The 19,880-nt window shown below is 70.8% G+C and carries 21 protein-coding genes; 9 read left to right on the top strand and 12 right to left on the bottom strand.

Annotated elements, in window-relative coordinates; genetic code table 11:
* Positions 1–3: 3 nt before the first annotated feature.
* Positions 4–411, bottom strand: coding sequence for a succinate dehydrogenase, cytochrome b556 subunit (gene sdhC / locus C6V83_RS06905; protein ID WP_105943780.1), 408 nt, complete (start codon positions 409–411; stop codon positions 4–6).
* Between the two features lie 195 nt (positions 412–606).
* Here sdhC and C6V83_RS06910 point away from each other — a divergent pair, with 195 nt between their 5' ends.
* A complete protein-coding gene (locus C6V83_RS06910; RefSeq protein ID WP_159067464.1) occupies positions 607–1,017 on the top strand; it encodes a cytidine deaminase in 411 nt (136 codons plus the stop codon).
* Positions 1,014–2,321: a thymidine phosphorylase gene (locus C6V83_RS06915; RefSeq protein ID WP_105941773.1), complete on the top strand. Its 1,308-nt coding sequence runs from the start codon at positions 1,014–1,016 to the stop codon at positions 2,319–2,321. Before C6V83_RS06910 ends, C6V83_RS06915 begins: the two co-directional genes overlap by 4 nt.
* Before the next feature lie 28 nt (positions 2,322–2,349).
* On the opposite strand, the gene C6V83_RS06920 is transcribed toward C6V83_RS06915, so the two are convergent.
* Both C6V83_RS06920 and C6V83_RS06925 read right to left on the bottom strand, forming a co-directional pair.
* Positions 2,350–3,111 carry a hypothetical protein gene (locus C6V83_RS06920; protein WP_105941774.1) on the bottom strand — a complete coding sequence of 254 codons (762 nt, stop codon included), beginning with the start codon at positions 3,109–3,111 and terminating at the stop codon, positions 2,350–2,352.
* A gap of 7 nt (positions 3,112–3,118) precedes the next feature.
* The gene (locus C6V83_RS06925; protein ID WP_159067465.1) at positions 3,119–4,153 is read right to left on the bottom strand and encodes a proline-rich domain-containing protein; all 1,035 of its coding nucleotides are present in this window, start codon (positions 4,151–4,153) and stop codon (positions 3,119–3,121) included.
* Between the two features lie 112 nt (positions 4,154–4,265).
* On the opposite strand from C6V83_RS06925, the gene C6V83_RS06930 reads away from it, so the two are divergent.
* Positions 4,266–5,384, top strand: a complete 1,119-nt coding sequence (locus C6V83_RS06930) for an adenosine deaminase (protein WP_105941776.1) — start codon at positions 4,266–4,268, stop codon at positions 5,382–5,384.
* A 284-nt stretch (positions 5,385–5,668) separates the two neighbouring features.
* Here C6V83_RS06930 and C6V83_RS06935 read toward each other — a convergent pair whose 3' ends face one another.
* Entirely contained in the window at positions 5,669–6,949 is a 1,281-nt protein-coding gene (locus tag C6V83_RS06935; RefSeq protein ID WP_105941777.1) for a primosomal protein, read from the bottom strand.
* 29 nt (positions 6,950–6,978) lie between these two features.
* Positions 6,979–7,608: a uracil phosphoribosyltransferase gene (gene upp, locus C6V83_RS06940; protein ID WP_105943781.1), complete on the bottom strand. Its 630-nt coding sequence runs from the start codon at positions 7,606–7,608 to the stop codon at positions 6,979–6,981.
* An 87-nt stretch (positions 7,609–7,695) separates the two neighbouring features.
* Between upp and C6V83_RS06945 the strand changes: the two genes are divergently transcribed.
* On the top strand, positions 7,696–7,980 hold the full coding sequence (locus tag C6V83_RS06945; RefSeq protein ID WP_159067466.1) for a hypothetical protein: 285 nt from the start codon (positions 7,696–7,698) through the stop codon (positions 7,978–7,980).
* Positions 7,977–8,885 (top strand): C40 family peptidase, encoded by a 909-nt coding sequence (locus tag C6V83_RS06950; RefSeq protein ID WP_105941779.1) that lies wholly within the window; start codon positions 7,977–7,979, stop codon positions 8,883–8,885. Before C6V83_RS06945 ends, C6V83_RS06950 begins: the two co-directional genes overlap by 4 nt.
* A 4-nt stretch (positions 8,886–8,889) precedes the next feature.
* On the opposite strand, the gene C6V83_RS06955 is transcribed toward C6V83_RS06950, so the two are convergent.
* From C6V83_RS06955 to C6V83_RS06965, 3 genes are read right to left on the bottom strand one after another with little or no spacing between them, the layout of a single operon-like run.
* Positions 8,890–9,489 (bottom strand): hypothetical protein, encoded by a 600-nt coding sequence (locus tag C6V83_RS06955; protein ID WP_105941780.1) that lies wholly within the window; start codon positions 9,487–9,489, stop codon positions 8,890–8,892.
* The gene (locus C6V83_RS06960; RefSeq protein ID WP_105941781.1) at positions 9,486–11,057 is read right to left on the bottom strand and encodes a phospho-sugar mutase; all 1,572 of its coding nucleotides are present in this window, start codon (positions 11,055–11,057) and stop codon (positions 9,486–9,488) included. Before C6V83_RS06960 ends, C6V83_RS06955 begins: the two co-directional genes overlap by 4 nt.
* Positions 11,054–11,866 (bottom strand): purine-nucleoside phosphorylase, encoded by an 813-nt coding sequence (locus C6V83_RS06965; protein WP_105941782.1) that lies wholly within the window; start codon positions 11,864–11,866, stop codon positions 11,054–11,056. Before C6V83_RS06965 ends, C6V83_RS06960 begins: the two co-directional genes overlap by 4 nt.
* 53 nt (positions 11,867–11,919) lie before the next feature.
* Between C6V83_RS06965 and C6V83_RS06970 the strand changes: the two genes are divergently transcribed.
* Together C6V83_RS06970 and C6V83_RS06975 are read left to right on the top strand one after the other, a co-directional pair.
* Positions 11,920–12,615, top strand: a complete 696-nt coding sequence (locus C6V83_RS06970; protein ID WP_105941783.1) for an enoyl-CoA hydratase/isomerase family protein — start codon at positions 11,920–11,922, stop codon at positions 12,613–12,615.
* Positions 12,615–13,808 (top strand): amidohydrolase, encoded by a 1,194-nt coding sequence (locus tag C6V83_RS06975; protein ID WP_105941784.1) that lies wholly within the window; start codon positions 12,615–12,617, stop codon positions 13,806–13,808. Before C6V83_RS06970 ends, C6V83_RS06975 begins: the two co-directional genes overlap by 1 nt.
* Before the next feature lie 13 nt (positions 13,809–13,821).
* Here the strand turns inward: C6V83_RS06975 and C6V83_RS06980 are convergent, their stop codons facing one another.
* Positions 13,822–14,313: a gamma-glutamylcyclotransferase gene (locus C6V83_RS06980; protein WP_105941785.1), complete on the bottom strand. Its 492-nt coding sequence runs from the start codon at positions 14,311–14,313 to the stop codon at positions 13,822–13,824.
* 153 nt (positions 14,314–14,466) lie between these two features.
* Between C6V83_RS06980 and C6V83_RS06985 the strand changes: the two genes are divergently transcribed.
* Positions 14,467–15,870: an NAD(P)H-quinone dehydrogenase gene (locus tag C6V83_RS06985; RefSeq protein WP_105941786.1), complete on the top strand. Its 1,404-nt coding sequence runs from the start codon at positions 14,467–14,469 to the stop codon at positions 15,868–15,870.
* Positions 15,845–17,302 (top strand): MFS transporter, encoded by a 1,458-nt coding sequence (locus tag C6V83_RS06990; protein WP_199832599.1) that lies wholly within the window; start codon positions 15,845–15,847, stop codon positions 17,300–17,302. Before C6V83_RS06985 ends, C6V83_RS06990 begins: the two co-directional genes overlap by 26 nt.
* Before the next feature lie 21 nt (positions 17,303–17,323).
* Here C6V83_RS06990 and C6V83_RS06995 read toward each other — a convergent pair whose 3' ends face one another.
* From C6V83_RS06995 to glpK, 3 genes are all read right to left on the bottom strand, one after another.
* On the bottom strand, positions 17,324–17,809 hold the full coding sequence (locus C6V83_RS06995; protein WP_105941787.1) for an SRPBCC family protein: 486 nt from the start codon (positions 17,807–17,809) through the stop codon (positions 17,324–17,326).
* 48 nt (positions 17,810–17,857) lie between these two features.
* Positions 17,858–18,196, bottom strand: a complete 339-nt coding sequence (locus C6V83_RS07000) for an ArsR/SmtB family transcription factor (protein WP_105941788.1) — start codon at positions 18,194–18,196, stop codon at positions 17,858–17,860.
* Positions 18,197–18,330: 134 nt separating this feature from the next.
* Positions 18,331–19,854 (bottom strand): glycerol kinase GlpK, encoded by a 1,524-nt coding sequence (glpK, locus tag C6V83_RS07005; protein ID WP_407646253.1) that lies wholly within the window; start codon positions 19,852–19,854, stop codon positions 18,331–18,333.
* Positions 19,855–19,880: the final 26 nt, after the last annotated feature.

Raw genomic sequence — 19,880 nt, forward strand, 5'->3', positions numbered from 1 at the left:
CCCTTAGAACGCGTGGCTGACGAGGAGCTGCAGCAGGCGGACGGCCGCGGCGATGAACAGGACGGAGAAGACGACGCCGACCACCCACAGCATCTGGCGCTGGTACTTGGGGCCGTTGCCCCAGAAGTCGATGAGGATGACGCGGATGCCGTTGATTGCGTGGAACAGCACGCAGAAGACCAGGCCGATCTCCATCAGACCGATCAGCGGGGTCTTGTAGGTGTCGATGATCTCGGTGTACGTGTTCGGGTTGATGCGGATGACCGCGGTGTCGAGCACGTGCACGAAGAGGAAGAAGAAGACGGTGACGCCGGTGATGCGCTGAAGCACCCAGGCCCACATGCCGGGATCTCCGCGGTAGAGGGAGCGTTTGCGCACCGGATCCGGTGCGACCTCGGTGGGGGTGCTCATCGCGTTGTACGCCTCCAGAGTGTCGACTTGTTGCGTGGGCCAGACCATGCGCAGCGCGTCGTCGACCGGCCCAATGACTCCTGACTTTAAACCCATGCTGAGGGTTGTCATAAATCTCCGGAACAATGTGACCTAGAACAGATCCGGATATTAGGTATGCCTTACCTTTTAGTTTCTCGTGATAAAGGAGAACCGATGTCGTCGGAAATCGACTTCGCCGCCTTGCGGCAGGCCGCTCAACGCGTGATGACCAGGGCGTATGCTCCGTACTCGGGGTTCGCGGTCGGTGCCGCCGGAGTGAGTGAAGAGGGCCACATCGTCGCCGGATGCAATGTGGAGAATGTCTCATACGGCCTAGGCGTGTGCGCGGAAGTCGCCCTGGTCGCCGGAGCGGTGTCATCGGGTGTACGACGACTCCGCGCGGTCTCGGTGTGCGACGCCGACGGGCGGATCCTGACTCCGTGCGGGCGGTGCCGGCAGGTGTTGCTCGAGTTCGGCGGAGAGGGCCTCCTCGTCGACTCCGCCCGCGGTCCGCGTGCCCTCGCCGAGCTGCTGCCCGAGGCCTTCGGTCCCGGCGATCTCGCCCGGGTCGAGGGCGGCCGATGAGCGCCGTCGACCCGGTCAGCGTGATCGGTGCCAAACGCGACGGCCGAGAGCTCACCACCGCGCAGATCGACGCCGTGGTGCACGGCTTCACATCCGGCACCGTGGCGCCGGAACAGATGTCGTCGTTGCTGATGGCGATCGTGTGGCGGGGCATGAGCCGGCGCGAAACCGCCGACTGGACGGCCGCGATGATCGCCTCCGGGATCACCGTGGACCTGTCCGGACTCGAGCGCGGCGGGCGCCCGCTGACCACGGTCGACAAGCACTCCACCGGTGGCGTCGGCGACAAGATCACGCTGCCGCTGACTCCGCTGATCGCCTCCTACGGGCTCGCGGTGCCGCAGCTCTCGGGGCGGGGGCTCGGGCACACCGGCGGCACGCTCGACAAGCTGGAGTCGATTCCGGGCTGGTCGGCGCAGGTCTCGCCCGAACGGCTGCGCTCGCAACTGTCGCGGGTGGGAGCGGTGATCTGTGCGGCCTCCGATCAGCTCGCCCCGGCGGACCGCGCGCTGTACGCGCTGCGCGACGTGACCGGCACGGTGGCCTCGATCCCGCTGATCGCCGCCTCGATCATGAGCAAGAAGATCGCCGAGGGCACCGAGGCGCTGGTGCTCGACGTCAAGGTCGGGTCGGGGGCGTTCATGAGGACGTACGACGACGCCGCCGACCTCGCGCGTGCCATGGTCGAACTCGGCACCGACGCCGGCGTGCGGACCAGCGCACTGCTCACCGACATGTCGGCGCCGCTCGGGCGCAGCGCGGGCAATGCTCTCGAGGTGGCCGAGGCGGTGGAGGTGCTCGCCGGCGGGGGACCGCGCGACGTCGTCGAGCTGACGCTTGCGCTGGCGCGGGAGATGCTCGACGCCGCCGGCTTGCGGGACGTCGATCCCGCCGAACACCTCGCCGGCGGGCAGGCGATGGACACCTGGCGCGCGATGATCGCGGCGCAGGGCGGCGATCCGGCCGCGTCGCTGCCGGAGGCGGTGCACCGGGAGGTCGCGGTCGTCTCCGAATCCGGGTATCTGGCGCGGCTGGATGCCCTGGCCGTGGGCCTGGCCGCGTGGGAACTCGGGGCCGGACGGTCGGCGCCGGGGGCCGCGGTGTCGGCGGGCGCGGGCGTGACGTGGCATGCGGCCGTGGGGGAGCCGGTGGTCGCCGGCGCTCCGCTGCTGACCCTGCACGCCGACGATCCGGCCCGGTTCGATGCCGCGCTCGCCCGGCTCGAGGGCGCCTACGAGGTGACCGCGACGGCGCCGACGGACGTCCCGCCCCTTGATCGGGTGCTCGGGCGCATCGGTCCGTAGCGGAACGCGGCGACCGAGCGCGGACGTCCTACGGGGCGAGCGACCGGCCGGTGAGGGTGCGAAAGTAGTAGATCGCCAGGAACTCCGTCAGTGGGAGGGCCACCAGGAGACCGACGCCGAGAAAGAGAACGCCGACGGCGAGGACGACGAGGGTGACGGTCAGCATCACGATCGTCGCTCCGGGTCTGGCGCACAGCAGGGTGAATCCCTCGGCGACGCCGGCGCGCAGTGACGCCCTCGGGCAATCGGCTGCGGCGAGGTACATCCAGGTGGCCGGAATCTCCACGGCGGCCACGCACACGAGGTAAGTCCAGCTGAATCCGGCTTCTTCGACGAAGAGCGCCTCGAGCCCGGCGGTGAGCAAGCCGGTGACGGCGACGATCGACAGCACCGGCGCCAGGGCCGTCGGCCGGAAGAAGTCGGTGAACACTGGACGCCGCCCGTCGGCGATGACGATCGCGCCGTTCAGCCAGCAAGCGATGGAAAGGCTTACGGGAACCAGCCAGAGTGCGCTCTCCAGGTAGCCCTGAGCGTCCTGCACCGCGATCGTCGCATCGAGCGCTCCCCGTGCGTCGGTGCTGGTGCGGAGGATGTGCGTGACGATCGAACCGACGATCCAGTCCGCCGTCAGGAAGACGCCGAGCAAGCCGGCCAGCAGGATCAGTGTCCACGTCGCGCTCGCACCGATGATCGTGCCGGGGGTGGCGCGGAGCCGGCCCCAGGACCATCGCAGAGCGCTGGTCGGGCGTGGCGCCCGAGACCGGCGACGGGTGCTCGTGTCGCTGTCCACCCGCCGGCTACTGCGCGATCGGGCGGCGGGTGAGAGCCCGGAAATAGTAGAGAGTCAGCAGACCGGCGAAGGGCATCGCGAAGAGCAGGCCGACGAGCAGGGCCAGGGCGCCGGCGATCGTGATCAGCAACGCGATCAGCAGCACCACGAGGGTCGGCCCCGCGCGCCCGGCCGAGAGATTGAGGCCGTTGCTGAGGGACGGACCGACCCCGGCGCCGGTGTCGGCGGCGAAGTACACCATCCAGATCGTCAGGAAGGTGAGGGCCAGGGAGACCAGGAGGGAGATCCATTCCAGGCCGAGGTACTGGGACAGGAGCAGATCGGCGACGGTCGAGACCGCCGAGACGATGAGCGTGACCAGCAGGATCGGGCCCAGTGCCACCGGGCGGAAGAAGTCGCCGATATCCGCTCGCTTGCCGTCGGCGATGGTGATCAGGCCGTTCAGCCAGCACGACGTCGCCAACCCGGTGATCGCGGCGACGGCTATTCCGGCGATCACCCCGCTGGTGATCGCCGCGCCGATCGACACCGATTCGTCCACGTCGACGGCGAAGCCGCTCACGGCGAGAACGACCAGGCCGATGACGACGCCCGCCAGCAGCGCCGCGCCGATGATGATGGCGGCCCACAACGCTGCGGCGCCGACCAGCACGCCGATGTTGGCCGAGAATCGACTTCCTGCCCAGCTGAACGCCGCGCCCAGCCGCGGCGGATCGGGGGCGGTCTGCATCGGGGCCGCGGGCGGGAACGCGCCGAACGGATCGGCGCCGAACTGGTTCGCCTCGTAGGGCGCGCCATAGTAGGGAGTGCCGTACTGGGGAGTGCCGTACTGGGGAGTGCCGTACTGGGGAGTGCCGTACTGCGGAGTGCCGTAGGGGTTGCCTGGAAGCGTCTGCGCGTCGAAGGGATCGGCGGACGGCTGGAACTCGGTCACCTCGTCCTGCACGTCGGGTTCGCGCGCCTCATCGGCCGGCGATTCGGCGGGTGGGACGGAGTGTGCGTCGTCGTTCGCGGCCGGCCGCTGGTCGTCGGATTCGCTCATGACTCCCATCATGCCGTTTCGCCGGATTCGCCTGTCCTCGACCCCAACCCCGACCCCGACCCCGATCGACGCTCGGCCAGCCGAGCGGCCACGGGTTGCCTACGGTGGGGGCATGGGCATTCCCGAGACGATCACCATCGACAGTTGCCGGCTCGCTCCCAAGGTCCTCTTGCACGATCACCTCGACGGCGGGCTGCGGCCGGCGACGGTGCTGGACCTGGCGCGCGAGAACGGGTACGACAAGCTGCCCGCCGACACCGCCGAGGAACTCGGGGAGTGGTTCGCCACCGCCGCCGACTCCGGGTCGCTGGAGACCTACCTGGAGACCTTCGCGCACACCGTCGGCGTGATGCAGACCGCGCCGGCGCTCACCCGCGTGGCGCGCGAATGCGCCGAAGACCTGTTCGAGGACGGCGTCGTGTACGCCGAGGTGCGCTTCGCGCCGGAGTTGCACACCGAGCAGGGGCTCTCGCTGGACGAGGTCGTGGAGGCGGTGCTGGCTGGCTTCGCGGAGGGGGAGGACCTGTCCCGGGCGGCGGGCAGGCCCATCGTCGTACGGTGCCTGCTGACCGCGATGCGGCATGCGGCGCGGTCGCTGGAGATCGCCGAGCTGGCCACGCGCTTCGAGGGGCGCGGGGTGGTCGGATTCGACATCGCCGGCGCCGAGGCCGGGAACCCGCCCACGCGGCACCAGGCTGCGTTCGACTACATGCGCGAACAGTGCTCGCACTTCACCATCCACGCCGGCGAGGCGTTCGGACTGCCGTCGATCCACGAGGCGCTCTCGTTCTGCGGGACCGACCGGCTGGGCCACGGGGTCCGGGTGATCGACGACATCGTGCTGCCTCCGGACGCACGGCCGGACCAGCGCGAGTACCCGGGGGCGGAGCTTGGCACGATCGCGAACTACGTGCGGGACAAGCGGATTCCGCTCGAACTGTGCCCCAGCAGCAATGTTCAGACCGGGGCCGTCGACTCGATCGCCGAGCACCCGTTCAACGTGCTCGCCAAACTCCGGTTCCGGGTGACCGTCAACACCGACAACCGGCTGATGAGCAACACGACCATGAGCCGCGAGTTCATGGTGCTGCACGAGGCGTTCGACTACGGGTGGGCCGACTTCGAGCGGTTCACCGTGAACGCGATGAAGTCGGCGTTCCTGCACTTCGACAAGCGCCTGGAGCTGATCGACGACGTGATCAAGCCGGGGTACGCGGTGCTGCTCGGCTGAGATCTCGATACGCCGCTCACTCCGTTCGCGGCTACTCGATCACCACCTCGACTGCGATACGCCGGGCGCTCCGTTCGCGGCTACTCGATCACCACCTCGACAGCGATACGCCGGGCGCTCCGTTCGCGGCTACTCGATCACCACCTCGACAGCGATACGCCGGGCGCTCCGTTCGCGGCTACTCGATCACCACCTCGACAGCGATACGCCGGGCGCTCCGTTCGCGGCTGCTCGATCACCATCTCGACAGCGATACGCCGGGCGCTCCGTTCGCGGCTGGGTCGTCAGCCGCGGCGGATGAGGCGCTCCTCGAAGTCGTTCACCAGCGCGCGCCAGGCCTCGGACTCGTTGTCGTACGGACCGGACGGCGCCAGGCGATCGGGGTCCGGGTTGATCGCGTAATCGACCAGCCAGCCGAGCGGCGTGGTCTTGCCCAGGGCCTCGTCGACGGTGTCGATCCCGGCGAAATCAGCGGCGTCGGTCAGCAGTTCGACGGCGAGGTCGAGCTGGCGCCCGTCGACGGCGCGCGGGCCGTCGAGCAGGTCCTCGGTCAGGCCCGGGAGCGCGTACACGTTCTCCTCGAGGACGTCGTACTCCAGTTCGCCCCCGTTCGCCATCGATTGGACCTCGTCGTAGGTCGACACCTTGCCGAGCGCGTGATCGTTGTTCTCGGCGAGGTAACGAGTCAGGGCGCGCTCGGAGCTGAAGCCGTAGATGTTGCCCTTGGCGCCGAGGAAGACCGGCTCGTCGCGCAGGTAGCAGCGCAGGGTCAGGAACTCGCCCTCGTCGGTGTAGATCCGGATCGGGTCGATGCCGACCTGGGACCAGAAGTCGTCCTCCTCCTCGTCGTCGGAGTCGTCGTCGTCGGAGTCGTCGTCGTCGGAGTCCTCGTCCGTCTCGTCGTCGGCGTCGTCGTCGAGCGGGTCCACCGGATCGAACTCCGGCTCGTCCTCGTCCTCGGCGGACGCGGCGGCGTCGAGCTCGTCCTCGGCGATCGTGAGGGCCTCGGCGTCCACGTCCGGGGTGCTCACGACCTCGTCGAGCGCGTCGATCACGTCGTCCCAGTGCTTGGCGATCAGGCGGCCGATGCGGACCCAGAGGTCCACGCCCTCGCGGCCGCGGAAGTTGTCGGTGCCGACGGTCACCGCCGACAGGATCTGGTTGGCGGTGAAGAACTTGGTGACCGGGGTCAGGTCGCAGACCTCGCCGATGATCCGGGTGATCTCCAGCGCGTTCTCGAGCTCGGCGATCACCTCGCCGCGGGGGTCCTCGGCGGCCAGCTCAGGGACGCCGATGAGGTCGTAGCTGTGCTTGTCGTCCGGGATGAGCTCCTCGGCCTGGAGCTTCTTCACCGTCTCCCATTGGGGATGGTCGGCGAGGTCGTTGTCGTCGTCGGTCCGCACGAATGCGGCCAGCGCGGCGACCGAGTCGAATCCGTACAGGTCCTCGTCGAGACCGAGGAAGGCCTCCCACTCGTCCTCGCCCTCGCGCCAGCGGGGCGCCCACAGGGTGAAGAGGTTTCCATCGGTGAGTCCGAGTTCAATGGGGACGATGTCTCCGGCCATGCGCACGACACTACCGGGGTGGAGCGAGCTCACATGTTGCGGGGACCGAACTGCCGGTCCCCGGCGTCACCGAGCCCGGGGACGATGTACGACGATGTGTTCAGGCACTCGTCGATCGCGCCGACCACCAGCCGCACCCGTTGCCGCGTCGTGCGGAGCGCAGCGACCCCCTCCGGCGCCGCGACCACGCACACGGCGGTGACGTCGGTGGCGCCGCGGCCGGCGAGGACGTCCAGCGTGTGGATCAGCGAACCTCCGGTGGCGAGCATGGGGTCGAGCACGTAGACCCGGCGCCCGGCCAGGTCCTCGGGCAGCGAGACCAGATACTCGTGAGGCTCGGCGGTCGCTTCGTCGCGGGCCACGCCGACGAACCCGGCCTGCGCGTCGGGGACCAGGCCGAGTGCGGCGTCGAGCATCCCGAGACCGGCCCGGAGCACCGGCACGAACAGTGGCCGCCCGGCCAGCTCCACGCACTCTGCGGGTCCGACGGGCGTCTGCACCGCGACCGGCGTGGTCGGCTCCGCAGCGAGTGCCTCGTAGGTGAGCATGGCGGTGATCTTGGTCAGCTGTGCGCGGAAGTCGGCGTTCGACGTCCCCTCGTCGCGCAGCAGCGTCATCCGGGACTGCACCAACGGGTGCGTGACCACGTGCACATCCACCGAACCGCTGCTCATGCCCGGAAAGCCTACGTGCCGTGGAACCGAACGCACCGCCGCTGCGTCTAAATGACCATGAAGCCTCTCACCGTGAACGACACGTCCTTGTCCGCCATCGTCGGCCGGCAGAGCGCCGCCGCCGGCATCGTCGCCGAACGCGCCCTGGCCGAACGCTTCGACGCCGCCGCCTACGCGCCCGCCTTCGGGCTGATCGGTGCACCGTTCCTGTCGGCTCTCGCGGCCGCGATGAGTGCCCGAGCCGCCCGGCTCGACTCACTGTCCGCCGCCCACACCGGTCAAGCCGCGGCGACCACCGTCGCGGGCCTGGCGTACCGCGGCACCGACGCGGCCGGCGCGACGGAGATGACGGCATGAGCGTCGAGTTCCTGATCGCACCGCTGCGGATGCTCATCGCGGCGCTCGGCACCGGAGACCTGCCCGCGGGTGGCCCGGTCGGCACGCTGACCGCCTCCCGGAACGCGCTCGACCAGGCCGGCGACCTCGCCCGCAAAGCCGCCGCGGAGACGACGACCGGCTGGCAGGGCGACGGCGGCCGGGCTGCCGCCGGACGGGCTATCAGGTCGGTGCGTGAGGACGCCGACACCGGTGGCGACGGAGCGGACATCGCGACGCTGGTCCAGACCGCCGCCGGTCGGGTGAAGCAGGCCAACACCGAACTCAACGCGCTCGCCGACTCGTTCGTCAGCGCGGCCGCCGCGGCGGCGCCGACGCTCACGCCGGCGGCGCTGCTGGTGTTGGTGCCGATCGCCGCCGATCACCTCGGGCGCGGCCTGGCCGTGGTGAACCGGACCCAGGCCGAGCTGGCCACCGACGCGAAGGGACTCGGCCGGCATCAGGCGCCGGCCGAGAGCGTGTCCGTGTCGCCGGGAAAGGTGCCGATCACCCTGCCCGACGGTTCCGTGGCGTACGCGCCCAATGCACGCGCCGCCGCCGCGGTCCGCGCTGCGCTCAGCCAGCGGGGCGTGCCGTACGTCTGGGGCGGGACGACGCCCGACGGCTTCGACTGCAGCGGCCTGACCCAGTGGGCGTACCGCCAGGCCGGTCTGGAGCTGCCCCGCCTTGCTCAGGATCAGGACACCGCAGGCTTCCCGGTCTCCCAGTCGCAGCTGCAACCCGGCGACCTGGCAGTGTGGAGCGGCCACGTCGCGATGTACATCGGCAACGGCCAGATGGTGGAAGCCGGCAACCCGGTCCAGGTGAACCCGGTCCGCACCACCAACCTGGACCAGACGTTCGAGGGCTTCTACCGGCCGAGGTAGTCGGTCAGCGCACCCACGACTGCACCATCGGCTCAGTGGCCACAGTCGCGCTGTTCTGGGTGATGACCAGCGACGACGGCGACACGATGTATCGGGTGGCGCCGTTGACCGCGGTGAACGTCGAGCCCGAGCGCGTCGGATAGCCCACCTCGATGGTCTTCCCACCGGCGTAGCCCAGGTAGTAGTACCGCCCGGTCTGTGCGCCCACCTGACAGATCACCACACGCGAGCGGGCCGTCTGCCCGATGAACATCGCCGGATCGGCGGCGTCGTGGCAGCGCGGCCCGGACAGGAAGCCCCGGTCGTCGGCCCCGGCGACCGGCACCGACTCGGGTCCGGGCGCAACGGTCGTGGTCACGGTCGGAGGCACCACCGTGGTGGTCTCGCCGGGCGACGGCGACGACTGCTCCTGCTCGATCACCGTGACCACACCGGGTGTCTGGGCCACGGGTTCGTCGTCGTTGTCCGAGCCCCTCAGGAACAGGAAGCCGACGACTCCGGCCGCGACCAGCGCCACCACGATCGCGACGATCGCCAGGATCTGCGGTGTGCGGTTCGGCGGCTGCGGCGCCGGATAGCCGGGCTGTGGATAGCCGTAGCTCATGGTGCGCTCCTCGTGCGGGGTCGGTCCGGCAATTCTCGCAGGACGCGCGCGAGTTCTGCACGCAGATCGTCTGCGGACCGCGGGTCCCCGGGCTCGGCGGCGAGCTCGCCGTAGTACTTGAGTTTGGGCTCGGTGCCGCTGGGTCGGGCCGTCACCCGCAGTGTCGTGCCGTCTGGGCGCGAACCGGCCAGTTCGACGGCGTCGGTGTGCGGCCCCGGACCGTCGTGCAGCAGATCGACGGCGGCGACCGGGAGTCCGGCCAGTTCGGGCGGCGGCGCGGTGCGCAGGCGGCGCATCAGCGCGCCGATGTCGGCGAGCTGCTCCACGCGGAGGCTGCGCTGGGCGGTGACATGCCGGCCGTACCGCGTCGTCAGATCGTCCAGGGCCTCGGCCGGGGTCACGCCGCGGTCGGCGTACTCCTGGGCGATCAGCGCCACGGCCACCGCGGCGCTGATCCCGTCCTTGTCCCGGACCGCCACGGGATCGACGCAGTGGCCGAGCGCCTCCTCGTAGGCGTAGGCCAACGGTTCGCCCGCGCGGACCAGCCACTTGAAGCCGGTCAGGGTGCGGCGGGCATCGGCGCCCCGGGCGAGTGCGATCCGGTGCAGCAGCGTGCCCGACACCAGCGACGAGGCGATCACCGGGGCCCGGTCGCCGTCCCAGTGGTCCAGGATCCACGAGCCGAGCAGCGCACCGGTCTCGTCGCCGGTGAGCATCCGCCAGCGTCCCGCGGCATCGGGGACACCGATCGCGCACCGATCGGCGTCCGGATCGAGCGCCAGGGCCAGGTCGGCATTCCGTTCGGCGGCCAGTGCCAGCAGCAGGTCGGTGGCGCCGGGCTCCTCGGGATTCGGAAAGCGGACGGTCGGAAAGTCCGGATCGGGGTCGAACTGCTCGGCGACGACGTGGACGTCGGTGAAACCACTGCGCGCCAGCGCTTCGCGGGCCAGCGCCCCGCCGACCCCGTGCATCGGCGTCAGTGCGATGGTCAGGGCGGCGGGCACGGGCGGCCCGAACCGCTCGTCGAGCCGGTCGAGGTAGTCGTCGCGAACGGTCAGCGCCCGCCGGTCCGGCGCAACCGGCGTCCGTGCGACGGCGGCGGCCGGGGGAGCGGCGTCGATCGCCGCCTCGATCTCGCGGTCGGCGGGCGCGATCAGCTGTGCGCCGCCCTGCACGTAGACCTTGTAACCGTTGTCTCCGGGGGGATTGTGCGAGGCGGTGATCATCACTCCGGCCACCGCGCCGAGCCGGCGGGTGGCGAAGGCGACCAGCGGCGTCGGACCGGGGTCGGGGAGGGCGACGACGTCGAAGCCGGCGGCGGCGAGCACCTGCGTGGTCGCGGCGAAGAACTCCTCCGAACCGTGCCGCGCGTCCCGCCCGACGACGACGAGTCCGCCGCCCCGGCCGGTGCTCGTCAGCCAGGCCGCCAGCCCCGCCGTCGCCCGCGTGACCGTGTCGACGTTCATGCCGCCCGGGCCGTCGCGGAGCGGGCCGCGCAGCCCTGCGGTGCCGAACCGCAGCGGCGCCTCCGCCGTCGTTCGGTCCCCGTTCGCGGGCCCGGGGTTCATCGCTCACTCACCGCGGCGACCACCTCCACCAGCAGCGCGCCCATCCGCGCCGCGGAGTCGCGGCCCACGGCGAGCACCTCGCTGTGATCGAGCGACTCGCCGGTGATCCCGGCGGCAAGATTGGTCACCAGCGAGAATCCGAGGACGTCGAGGCCGGCGGCGCGGGCCGCGATGGTCTCGTGCACGGTCGACATCCCGACCAGGTCGGCGCCCATCGCGGCGAGCATCCGGATCTCCGCGGGCGTCTCGTACTGCGGGCCCGGCAGACCCGCGTACACGCCCTCGGCGAGATCCGGGTCGACGCTGCGGGCCGCGGCGCGCAGACGCGGCGAGTAGGCGTCGACCATGTCGACGAACTGCGCACCGGCCAGCGGGGAGCGGCCGGTGAAGTTGAGCTGATCGGCGATGAGCACCGGCTGCCCGACCCGCAGGCCCTCCCGGATGCCGCCCGCGGCGTTGGTGAGCACCACGGTGTGCACCCCGGCCGCTGCCGCGGTCCGCACCGGGTGCACCACGCGGGCCAGAGCGTGACCCTCGTACGCGTGCACGCGGCCCAGCAGTACCAGGACCCGGGCGGTGCCGACCCGGACGGACAGCACCCGGCCCCCGTGTCCGCGCGCAGACGGCGTACTGAATCCCGGGAGCGAGGTCATGGCGACCTCGGCGACCGGAGCCCCGAACGCCGCCGCGGCCGGCGCCCAGCCGGAACCCAGCACGATGGCGACATCGTGTCTGCGGCAGTCGGTTTCGGCGGCGATCGTCGCAGCGGCAGCAATCGCCGCGGCGTCCGGTTCGTGCGTGGGGTCCATGGGGACAACCCTAAGGGGCGGGGCGGAGCGGGTGCAGCGATAGAGTCTCTGCCATGCCTTACGTGAATGTCACCGATGATGCCGCCGTCGTCTTCCTCGGTTCGCCCGGCGTCGAACTGGATGAGGGAAACCCGGAGAACCGGTTCGGCCTGGAGTGGCTCGACCAGGTCACCGGGGCGCTCGACGAGGCGGTGGCCGCCGACAAGCCGATCGTGCTGACGGCCACCGGTAAGTTCTTCACCAACGGTCTGGACACCGACTACGTCGCCGCGCACTACGCCGAGCTGCCGGCCTACCTGGACAGAGTGCACGAGCTGTACGCCACGGTGCTGACGCTGCCGGCCCCGACGATCGCGGCGATCAACGGCCACGCCTTCGGCGCCGGCGCCATGCTCGCCCTGTGCGCCGATCACCGGATCATGCGGACCGGGCGCGGCTTCTGGTCGCTGCCCGAGGCCGCGCTCAGCATGCCCTTCACCCGCGGGATGGCGGCGCTGGTGCGCACCCGCGTCCCCGATGCCGTCGCCACCGAGGCCATGCTGACCAGCCGCCGCTACGGCGCCGAAGAGGCTGCCCTGGTCGGCATCGTCGACGAGGCCGTGCCCGCGGAGGTGCTGATCGACCGGGCCGCGGAGGTGGCGCGTGCGCGAGCCGGCCTGGTCAACCCGAATCAGGCGGTCATCAAGCGGGGCCTCCGTCAGCCGCTGCTCGCCGATCTGAACGTTCCGACACCCGCCACCCTGCTCTGATGACCGGTGGTCCGTACCCCGCCGCGCGTCCGGAGATCAGCGCCTGGCTGGAGCAGAACCTGGACCAGGTGATCTCCTGGCGCCGGGAGATCCACGCCGCGCCGGAGTTGTCGCGGGCCGAGTTCGCGACCACGGCGAAGGTGGTGGACGTGCTGAGCGGCGCCGGACTGAACCCGGTGGTGCTCCCGGCCGGCACCGGGGTGGTGTGCGACTTGGGACCGGCCGACCGCCCGCGCATCGGGTTGCGGGCCGACCTCGACGCGCTGCCGGTGCCCGAGCAGACCGGACTGCCCTTCTCCTCGCGCGTCGAGGGCGTCTCGCACTCGTGCGGGCACGACGCCCACGCCGCGATCCTGATGGGCGTCGGCTGTCTGCTGGCCGGGGTGGAACACGAGCTCCCGTTCAGCGCCAGGCTGATCTTCCAAGCCGCGGAGGAGGTGATGCCGGGCGGCGCGCTCGACGCGATCGACGCCGGCGTGACCGACGGTCTGGCCCGCATCTACGCGCTGCATTGTGATCCGCACCTGCAGGTGGGCACCGTGGGCCTGCGGGCCGGCGCGCTCACCTCCGCCGCCGACCGGATCGAGGTGCACCTGCACGGCCCGGGCGGGCACACTTCCCGCCCGCATCTCACCTCGGACCTGGTGTACGCGATGGGAGTGCTGATCACCGGGCTTCCGGGCATCCTCGCGCGGCGCGTCGACCCGCGCTCGGGCACCGTGATGAGCTGGGGCGCCGTCCATTCCGGCGATGCGCCCAACGCCATCCCGCAGGAGGGCCGGATGCGCGGCACCGTCCGCACCGGCGACCACGCAGTCTGGGAGGAGCTCGAACCCCTGGTCCGCAGCATCGTCGGCGAACTGGTCGCGCCGCTCGGGGTGAGCTACGACCTCACGTACGTGCGCGGCGTGCCGCCGGTGGTGAACGACGATCTGAGCATCGGGCTGTTACGCCGGTCGGTCGCCGCGATCGATCCGGCCGCCGAGGTCGACACCCCGCAGTCGCCGGGCGGCGAGGACTTCGCGTGGTATCTCGAGCACGTTCCGGGCGCGATGGCGCGGCTGGGCGTGTGGCCGGGTGTCGGGCCGCAGTGTGACCTGCACCAGCCGAACTTCGACGTCGACGAGCGTGCGTTGGGCATCGGCGTCGCCACCCTCGCCGGCGTGATCCTGGACGGAGACCTGGGCGGCTGACCGTCCCCGCGGGTCAGCCCTGGTTGTCCATCGGCTCGTCGGGGCCGGGCCCGACGTTGCGGGCCTCGTGCAGCCGCAGCCGCTGGACGTAGTCGGCGGGGGCACCCGCGATCTCCGCGGCGTCGGCCATCACGCCGAGGTAGCGCGCCGACGGCAGGCCGCCCTCGTAGCCGTCGATCACGTACAGCCACGCCAATACCGGTCCGTCCGCGGTCTCGACTCGGGCGCGGATCTTCCGGTGCACCCCGAGTTCGGTGCCCTCCCAGCGGTCCAGGTTCGCCTCGTCCTCGGGCGGGACGTCGTACAGCACGACGAAGACCTTCGAGTCGGGACATTCGCGGTCCTCGGTGACGGTGGCCAGCGAGCCCTCCCAGCCGATGTCGTCGCCGGCGAACGTCAACCGCCACCCGTGCAGCCAGCCGGTGGACGACATCGGCGAGTGCGGCGCCCGCTGCAGCATCTGAGCGGGATCCATGTTCGACGCGTAGGCGGCATAGAGAGGCACGGCGCAAAGCCTATGCCCTTGCTGCGACGGAGGAAACCGGCGAGTGGGCGAACCGCCCGCGCGGCGCGGCGACCCGATAGGTTTGGAGGCGACAGCCCGCGCGCGCGTCAGCTCCGCCGTCGCGAGGCCCAGTGACGACGAGGAGACGACGAAGTGGCACGGATCGTGATCATCGGCGGCGGTCCCGCCGGCTACGAGGCGGCGCTGGCCGGTGCGGCCTACGGCGCCGACATCACCCTCATCGACAGCGACGGCGTCGGCGGCGCCTGTGTGCTGTGGGACTGCGTGCCCAGCAAGACGTTCATCGCGTCGACCGGCATCCGCACCGAGGTTCGCAAGGCATCCGACCTCGGCATCGACATCGACTTGTCCGCGGCGACGGTCACCCTGCCGACGATTCACCAGCGCGTCCGGGATCTCGCGTTCGCGCAGTCGGCCGACATCCGGTCACGGCTCGTCAGTGAGGGAATCCGGATCGTCAACGGCCGGGCGGCGCTGTCGGAGGTACAGCCGGGGGTCGGCGCCCACCGGGTGATCGCGACCCTCCCGGACGGCGGCACAGAAACCCTGGAGGGCGACGTCGTGTTGATCGCGACGGGCGCCTCGCCGCGCGAACTGCCCTCGGCCAAGCCCGACGGCGAACGGATCCTCAGCTGGCGGCAGCTGATCGACCTCGACGAACTCCCCGAGCATCTGGTGGTGGTCGGCTCCGGTGTGACCGGCGCGGAGTTCGTCCACGCCTACACCGAGTTGGGCGTCAAGGTGACTCTCGTGTCCAGTCGCGACCGGGTGCTGCCGCACGAGGACGAGGACGCCGCACTGGTGCTGGAGGAGGCATTCGCCGAGCGGGGCGTCTCGCTGATCAAGCATGCGCGCGCCGAGCGCGTGACCCGCCGCGGCGACGAGGTGACCGTCGACCTGGCCGACGGCCAGACCGTGACCGGCTCGCACGTGCTCATGACGGTCGGTTCCACTCCCAACACCGCGAACCTGGGGCTCGATGCAGCCGGGGTCAAGGTGGACCGGGGCGGCTACATCACCGTCGATCGGGTGTCGCGCACCTCCGTGCCGGGCATCTACGCCGCGGGCGACTGCACCGGGGTGCTGCCGCTGGCCTCGGTGGCGGCCATGCAGGGGCGTGTCGCCATGTACCACTCGCTGGGCGAGGGGGTGAGCCCGATCCGCTTGAAGACGGTCTCGTCGGCGATCTTCACTCGCCCGGAGATCGCGACCGTCGGCGTCTCGCAGAAGGCGATCGACGCGGGGGAGTACCCGGCGCGCACCGTGATGCTTCCGCTCGCCACCAACCCGCGCGGCAAGATGAGCGGGCTGCGGCGCGGCTTCGTCAAGATCTTCTGCCGTCCGGCGACCGGTGTGGTGATCGGGGGCGTGATCGTCGCACCGAACGCCTCCGAACTGATCCTGCCCATCGCTCTCGCGGTGGAGAACAAGCTTCAAGTGTCCGACCTGGCGAACACCTTCTCGGTGTACCCGTCGCTGTCCGGGTCGATCACCGAGGCGGCGCGACAGCTTGTGCGGCACGACGACCTCGACTGACGGTCGCGTCGGGCGCTGGCGCGAGCTGTTCGACCACGACCATCGCGCACCGGTGGTGGTGCTGGCCGGCGGCATCGGGTTGTTCGCCACCAACACCTATGTGACGGTGAGCCTGCTGCCCAGCGCGGTCCGCGAGATCGGCGGCGAGCGGCTGTACGCGTGGACGATGACGATCTTCGTCGTCGCCGCGGTGGTCAGCTCGATGCTGGTGAGCCGGGCGCTCGGCCGGTGGGGCGGCCGGGCGGCGTATCTGGCGGGGTTCGGCGTATTCGCGGCGGGCACCGCGGTGGCCGCCGCGGCGCCCAGCATGCCGGTGATGCTGGTAGGCCGGGGCATTCAGGGTCTGGCAGCCGGTCTGCTGGCCGGGCTGGGCTTCGCGGTGCTCCGGCTGGTGCTGCCCGAGCGCCTGTGGCAGCGCGCCATCGCGTTGATGTCGGCGATGTGGGGCGTGGGCAATCTGCTGGGGCCGATCATCGGCGGCGCGTTCGCGCAGTTCGGCATCTGGCGGGGCGCGTTCGTGCTGATGTCGGTGATCGCGGCCGGACTGGCCGCGCTGACTGTGCGTGCGCTGCCGGCGCGCACTCGCGACCCGGACGACGGCGGCGGCGTCCCGTGGCTCGCGCTGCTGCTGCTCGCGGCCGCCACACTGTTGGTGAGCGTGGCGTCGATCGCCTCGGCGCGGGCCGCGATCGCCCTGCTCCTGGTCGCGGCGCTGGGGCTGGCGGTCCTGTTCGTCGTGCGCGAGCGGACGGGACCGCGTGCGCGGGCGCGGGTGTTGCCGCTGTCGGTGTACCGCGGGCCTTCGCCGCTGCGGTGGATCTACCTGGCGATCGGGGTGATGACCCTCGCGTCGACCATCGAGACCTTTGTGCCGCTCTTCGGTCAGGAGCTCGGAGGGATGTCGCCGCTGGCGGCCGGACTGCTCGGGGCGGCGATCTCGTGGGGCTGGACGGTCGCCTCGATCGGCAGCTCCAGCATCGTCGGGGAACGGGGCAGGCGGGCGGTCCAGGTGGCCGGCCCGGTGTGCGTGTCGGCCGGGTTCGTCGGGTACGGCGCCCTGCAGCTCGCCGGACCGTCGGGGCCGGTGCTCTACGGGTGGTTCGCGGCCCTGTTCGTGGCCGGATGCGGCATCGGCATGGCGATGGCGCACTGGCTCACGTCGGGACTGCGGCTCTCGGAGGGCGGGGCCGGCCGGTCGCAGGTGCCCGCCGGGATGAACACCGTGCAGCTGATCGCGACGGCGTTCGGTTCGGCGCTGGCCGGACTGCTGGTCGCGCTCGGCGGTCCGGACTTGCTCGGCTCGGCCCGCGTGCTCAGCTTCGGCTACGCGCTGATCGGGGTGGCGGGGGTGGCGATCGCCCTCCGCGAGTTCACGGTGGCGCGGCGATATCGGGCACGACTCGCGGCAGAGCAGAGCGGCCCCCGGTCGTGAAGGCGTACGCGGACCGGCGCCTCAGGCGGCCAGGAGCGCGTCGATCTGGTTGATCGCGGCGCTGGCGCCCTCGACGACGCCCATGTCGAGTACCTGCTGCAGGCCCGCGGCGTCGGCGTAGGTGGAGGTGAACACGGCGCGGGTGACGCCGTCGTTCTCGGTGAAGGCGTACACGTTCTTCGAGACCGGCATGTCGGCGACCGGATTGAGGTCCGCGTCGGCGAAGCCGTCGTCGAACTCGAACGAGCGGGGCGCGTCGACGGCGGTGATCTGCCACCAGCCGCCGAACTTCTCGCCGTCGGGTCCGGTCATGTAGTACGTGCAGCGCGAGCCGGGGGGCAGCGAGTGCTCGACGAACGTGGCCGGGTATCCGGGCGGGCCCCAGATGCGCTCCAGCTTGCGCGGGTCGGCGTAGACGTCCCAGACCCGGTCGACCGGGGCGGCGAACTCCGCGGTGATGGTCAGGGTGAGGGCGTCGAGATCGGGGGTGGCGGCGATGACGGGCATGGCGTGCTCCTTGGTGGTGTCGGGTGGGGCGGGTTCGAGGGGGTCGGGTCAGCGATCGGGTGATTCGACGGCCAGTAACTCGTCGACCCGGGCGATCCGGCCGCGCCAGATCTGTTCCAGGTCGCCGAGCATCGTCTGTACCGAACGCACAGCGGCGACGTCTCCGGAGGCCAGTTGCTGCCGGCCGCTGCGACGTTTGGTCAGCAGTCCGGCCTTCTCCAGCACGGCGACGTGCTTCTGTACCGCTGCGAAGCTCATGTCGTACTTCTCCGCCAGCGCGGTGACCGAGTGCTCGCCGGCCAGGACGCGCCGCAGGATGTCGCGGCGGGTCCGGTCGGAGAGGGCGTGGAACAGTGCGTCCGCTCTGTCCTCGTCGTCCTCGGTCACCTCTTCAATATACAACCATTTAGTTGTATGTTAACGGATATCTCGCTGGTCGGCGTGCGGGTGGTCTCGATACGCCGGCACTCACGTCGTTCGCGCCGGCCATTCGACCAGCGCGGAGCGGCGGTCGTACGAGTTCAGGCGAGGTCGAAGGAATGGGTGACGGCGCGATTCCAGCCGGCGAAGAGGCGCTCGCGCTCGTCGTCGGGCATCGTCGGCGTCCAGCGCTTGCCCTCGGCCCAGTTGGTGCGGATGTCCTCCGGGCTCTCCCAGAAGCCGACGGCCAGCCCGGCGGCGTAGGCCGCGCCGAGGGCGGTGGTCTCGGTGACTTGCGGGCGGACCACCGGGACGCCGAGGACGTCGGACTGAAACTGCATGAGCAGGTCGTTCATCACCATGCCGCCGTCCACCTTGAGCGTGGTCAGCGCGACGCCGGAGTCGGCCTCCATCGCCTCGATCACCTCTCGGGTCTGGTAGGCGCTGGCTTCCAGGACGGCGCGGGCGATGTGCCGCTTGTCGGCGAATCGGGTCAGGCCGACGATCACGCCACGGGCGTCCGGTCGCCACCGCGGAGCGAAGAGACCCGAGAAGGCGGGGACGAAGTACACCCCGCCGTTGTCCTCGGCCTGGGCGGCGAGTGCTTCGACGTCGGCGGCGCGGCCGATCAACCCCAGATTGTCGCGCAGCCATTGCACCAGGGATCCGGTGACCGCGATCGAGCCCTCGAGTGCGTAGCGGGCCGGCTCGTCGCCCAACCGGTAGCAGACGGTGGTGAGCAGGCCGTGATCGCTGAAGACGGGCTCGGTGCCGGTGTTCAGGAGCAGGAAGTTTCCGGTCCCGTAGGTGTTCTTGGCCTCGCCGGGGGACAGGCACGCCTGGCCGAAGGTGGCGGCCTGCTGATCGCCCAGGATTCCGCCGAGCGGGACGTCCGGGAACGAACCGCGGGTCCGCAGGGAGGCGAGCACCGCGGAACTGGAGGTGATCTGCGGAAGCATCGACATCGGGATGCCGATCGCGTCGCAGAGTTCGGGATCCCAGTCCAGTGTGTGCAGGTTCATCAGGAGCGTGCGCGAGGCGTTGGTGACGTCGGTCAGATGCTTGCCGCCGTCGACCCCGCCGGTCATGTTCCAGGCCAGCCAGCTGTCGATGGTGCCGAACGCGAGATCGCCGCGCTCGGCGCGCTCGCGGGCCCCGTCGACGTGGTCGAGGATCCAGCGCGCCTTCGGGCCGGCGAAGTACGTGGACAGCGGCAGCCCGGTCTTCGCGCGGAAGCGATCGGGTCCCTCGCCGCCGCCCAGTTCCTCACACAACTCGGCGGTGCGGGTGTCCTGCCAGACGATCGCGTGGTAGACCGGTTCGCCGGTCGTGCGGTCCCAGACGACCGTGGTCTCGCGCTGGTTGGTGATGCCGCAGGCGGCGATCTCGCCCGTGGTCACCTGCGCCGACGCGAGCACGGAGGCCGACACTCGCCGGGTGTTGCGCCAGATCTCCATCGGGTCGTGCTCCACCCAGCCCGCGCGGGGAAAGATCTGCCTGTGCTCCACCTGCTCGCTGGCGACGGCTTGCCCCCGGTGGTCGAACAGGATGGCGCGGGTCGAGGTGGTTCCCTGGTCGATGGCGGCGACGTAGCGGTGGCTGCGGGAATCGGTGGGGATCGTCACGTCGTCAGTCTGCCACGAGAACAGTT

It is taken from the genome of Gordonia iterans (assembly GCF_002993285.1).
Taxonomy (GTDB): domain Bacteria; phylum Actinomycetota; class Actinomycetes; order Mycobacteriales; family Mycobacteriaceae; genus Gordonia; species Gordonia iterans.

What these genes read in the sequence shown, in the direction of transcription:
- C6V83_RS06970 (WP_105941783.1), top strand. Translation starts at nt 11,920, where the DNA reads ATGCCTTACGTGAATGTCACCGATGATGCCGCCGTCGTCTTCCTCGGT.
- C6V83_RS06910 (WP_159067464.1), top strand. Translation starts at nt 607, where the DNA reads ATGTCGTCGGAAATCGACTTCGCCGCCTTGCGGCAGGCCGCTCAACGC.
- C6V83_RS06925 (WP_159067465.1), bottom strand. Translation starts at nt 4,153, where the DNA reads ATGAGCGAATCCGACGACCAGCGGCCGGCCGCGAACGACGACGCACAC.
- C6V83_RS06915 (WP_105941773.1), top strand. Translation starts at nt 1,014, where the DNA reads ATGAGCGCCGTCGACCCGGTCAGCGTGATCGGTGCCAAACGCGACGGC.
- C6V83_RS06965 (WP_105941782.1), bottom strand. Translation starts at nt 11,866, where the DNA reads ATGGACCCCACGCACGAACCGGACGCCGCGGCGATTGCTGCCGCTGCG.
- C6V83_RS06955 (WP_105941780.1), bottom strand. Translation starts at nt 9,489, where the DNA reads ATGAGCTACGGCTATCCACAGCCCGGCTATCCGGCGCCGCAGCCGCCG.
- C6V83_RS06930 (WP_105941776.1), top strand. Translation starts at nt 4,266, where the DNA reads ATGGGCATTCCCGAGACGATCACCATCGACAGTTGCCGGCTCGCTCCC.
- C6V83_RS06975 (WP_105941784.1), top strand. Translation starts at nt 12,615, where the DNA reads ATGACCGGTGGTCCGTACCCCGCCGCGCGTCCGGAGATCAGCGCCTGG.
- C6V83_RS06935 (WP_105941777.1), bottom strand. Translation starts at nt 6,949, where the DNA reads ATGGCCGGAGACATCGTCCCCATTGAACTCGGACTCACCGATGGAAAC.
- C6V83_RS06950 (WP_105941779.1), top strand. Translation starts at nt 7,977, where the DNA reads ATGAGCGTCGAGTTCCTGATCGCACCGCTGCGGATGCTCATCGCGGCG.
- sdhC (WP_105943780.1), bottom strand. Translation starts at nt 411, where the DNA reads ATGAGCACCCCCACCGAGGTCGCACCGGATCCGGTGCGCAAACGCTCC.
- C6V83_RS06960 (WP_105941781.1), bottom strand. Translation starts at nt 11,057, where the DNA reads ATGAACCCCGGGCCCGCGAACGGGGACCGAACGACGGCGGAGGCGCCG.
- C6V83_RS06995 (WP_105941787.1), bottom strand. Translation starts at nt 17,809, where the DNA reads ATGCCCGTCATCGCCGCCACCCCCGATCTCGACGCCCTCACCCTGACC.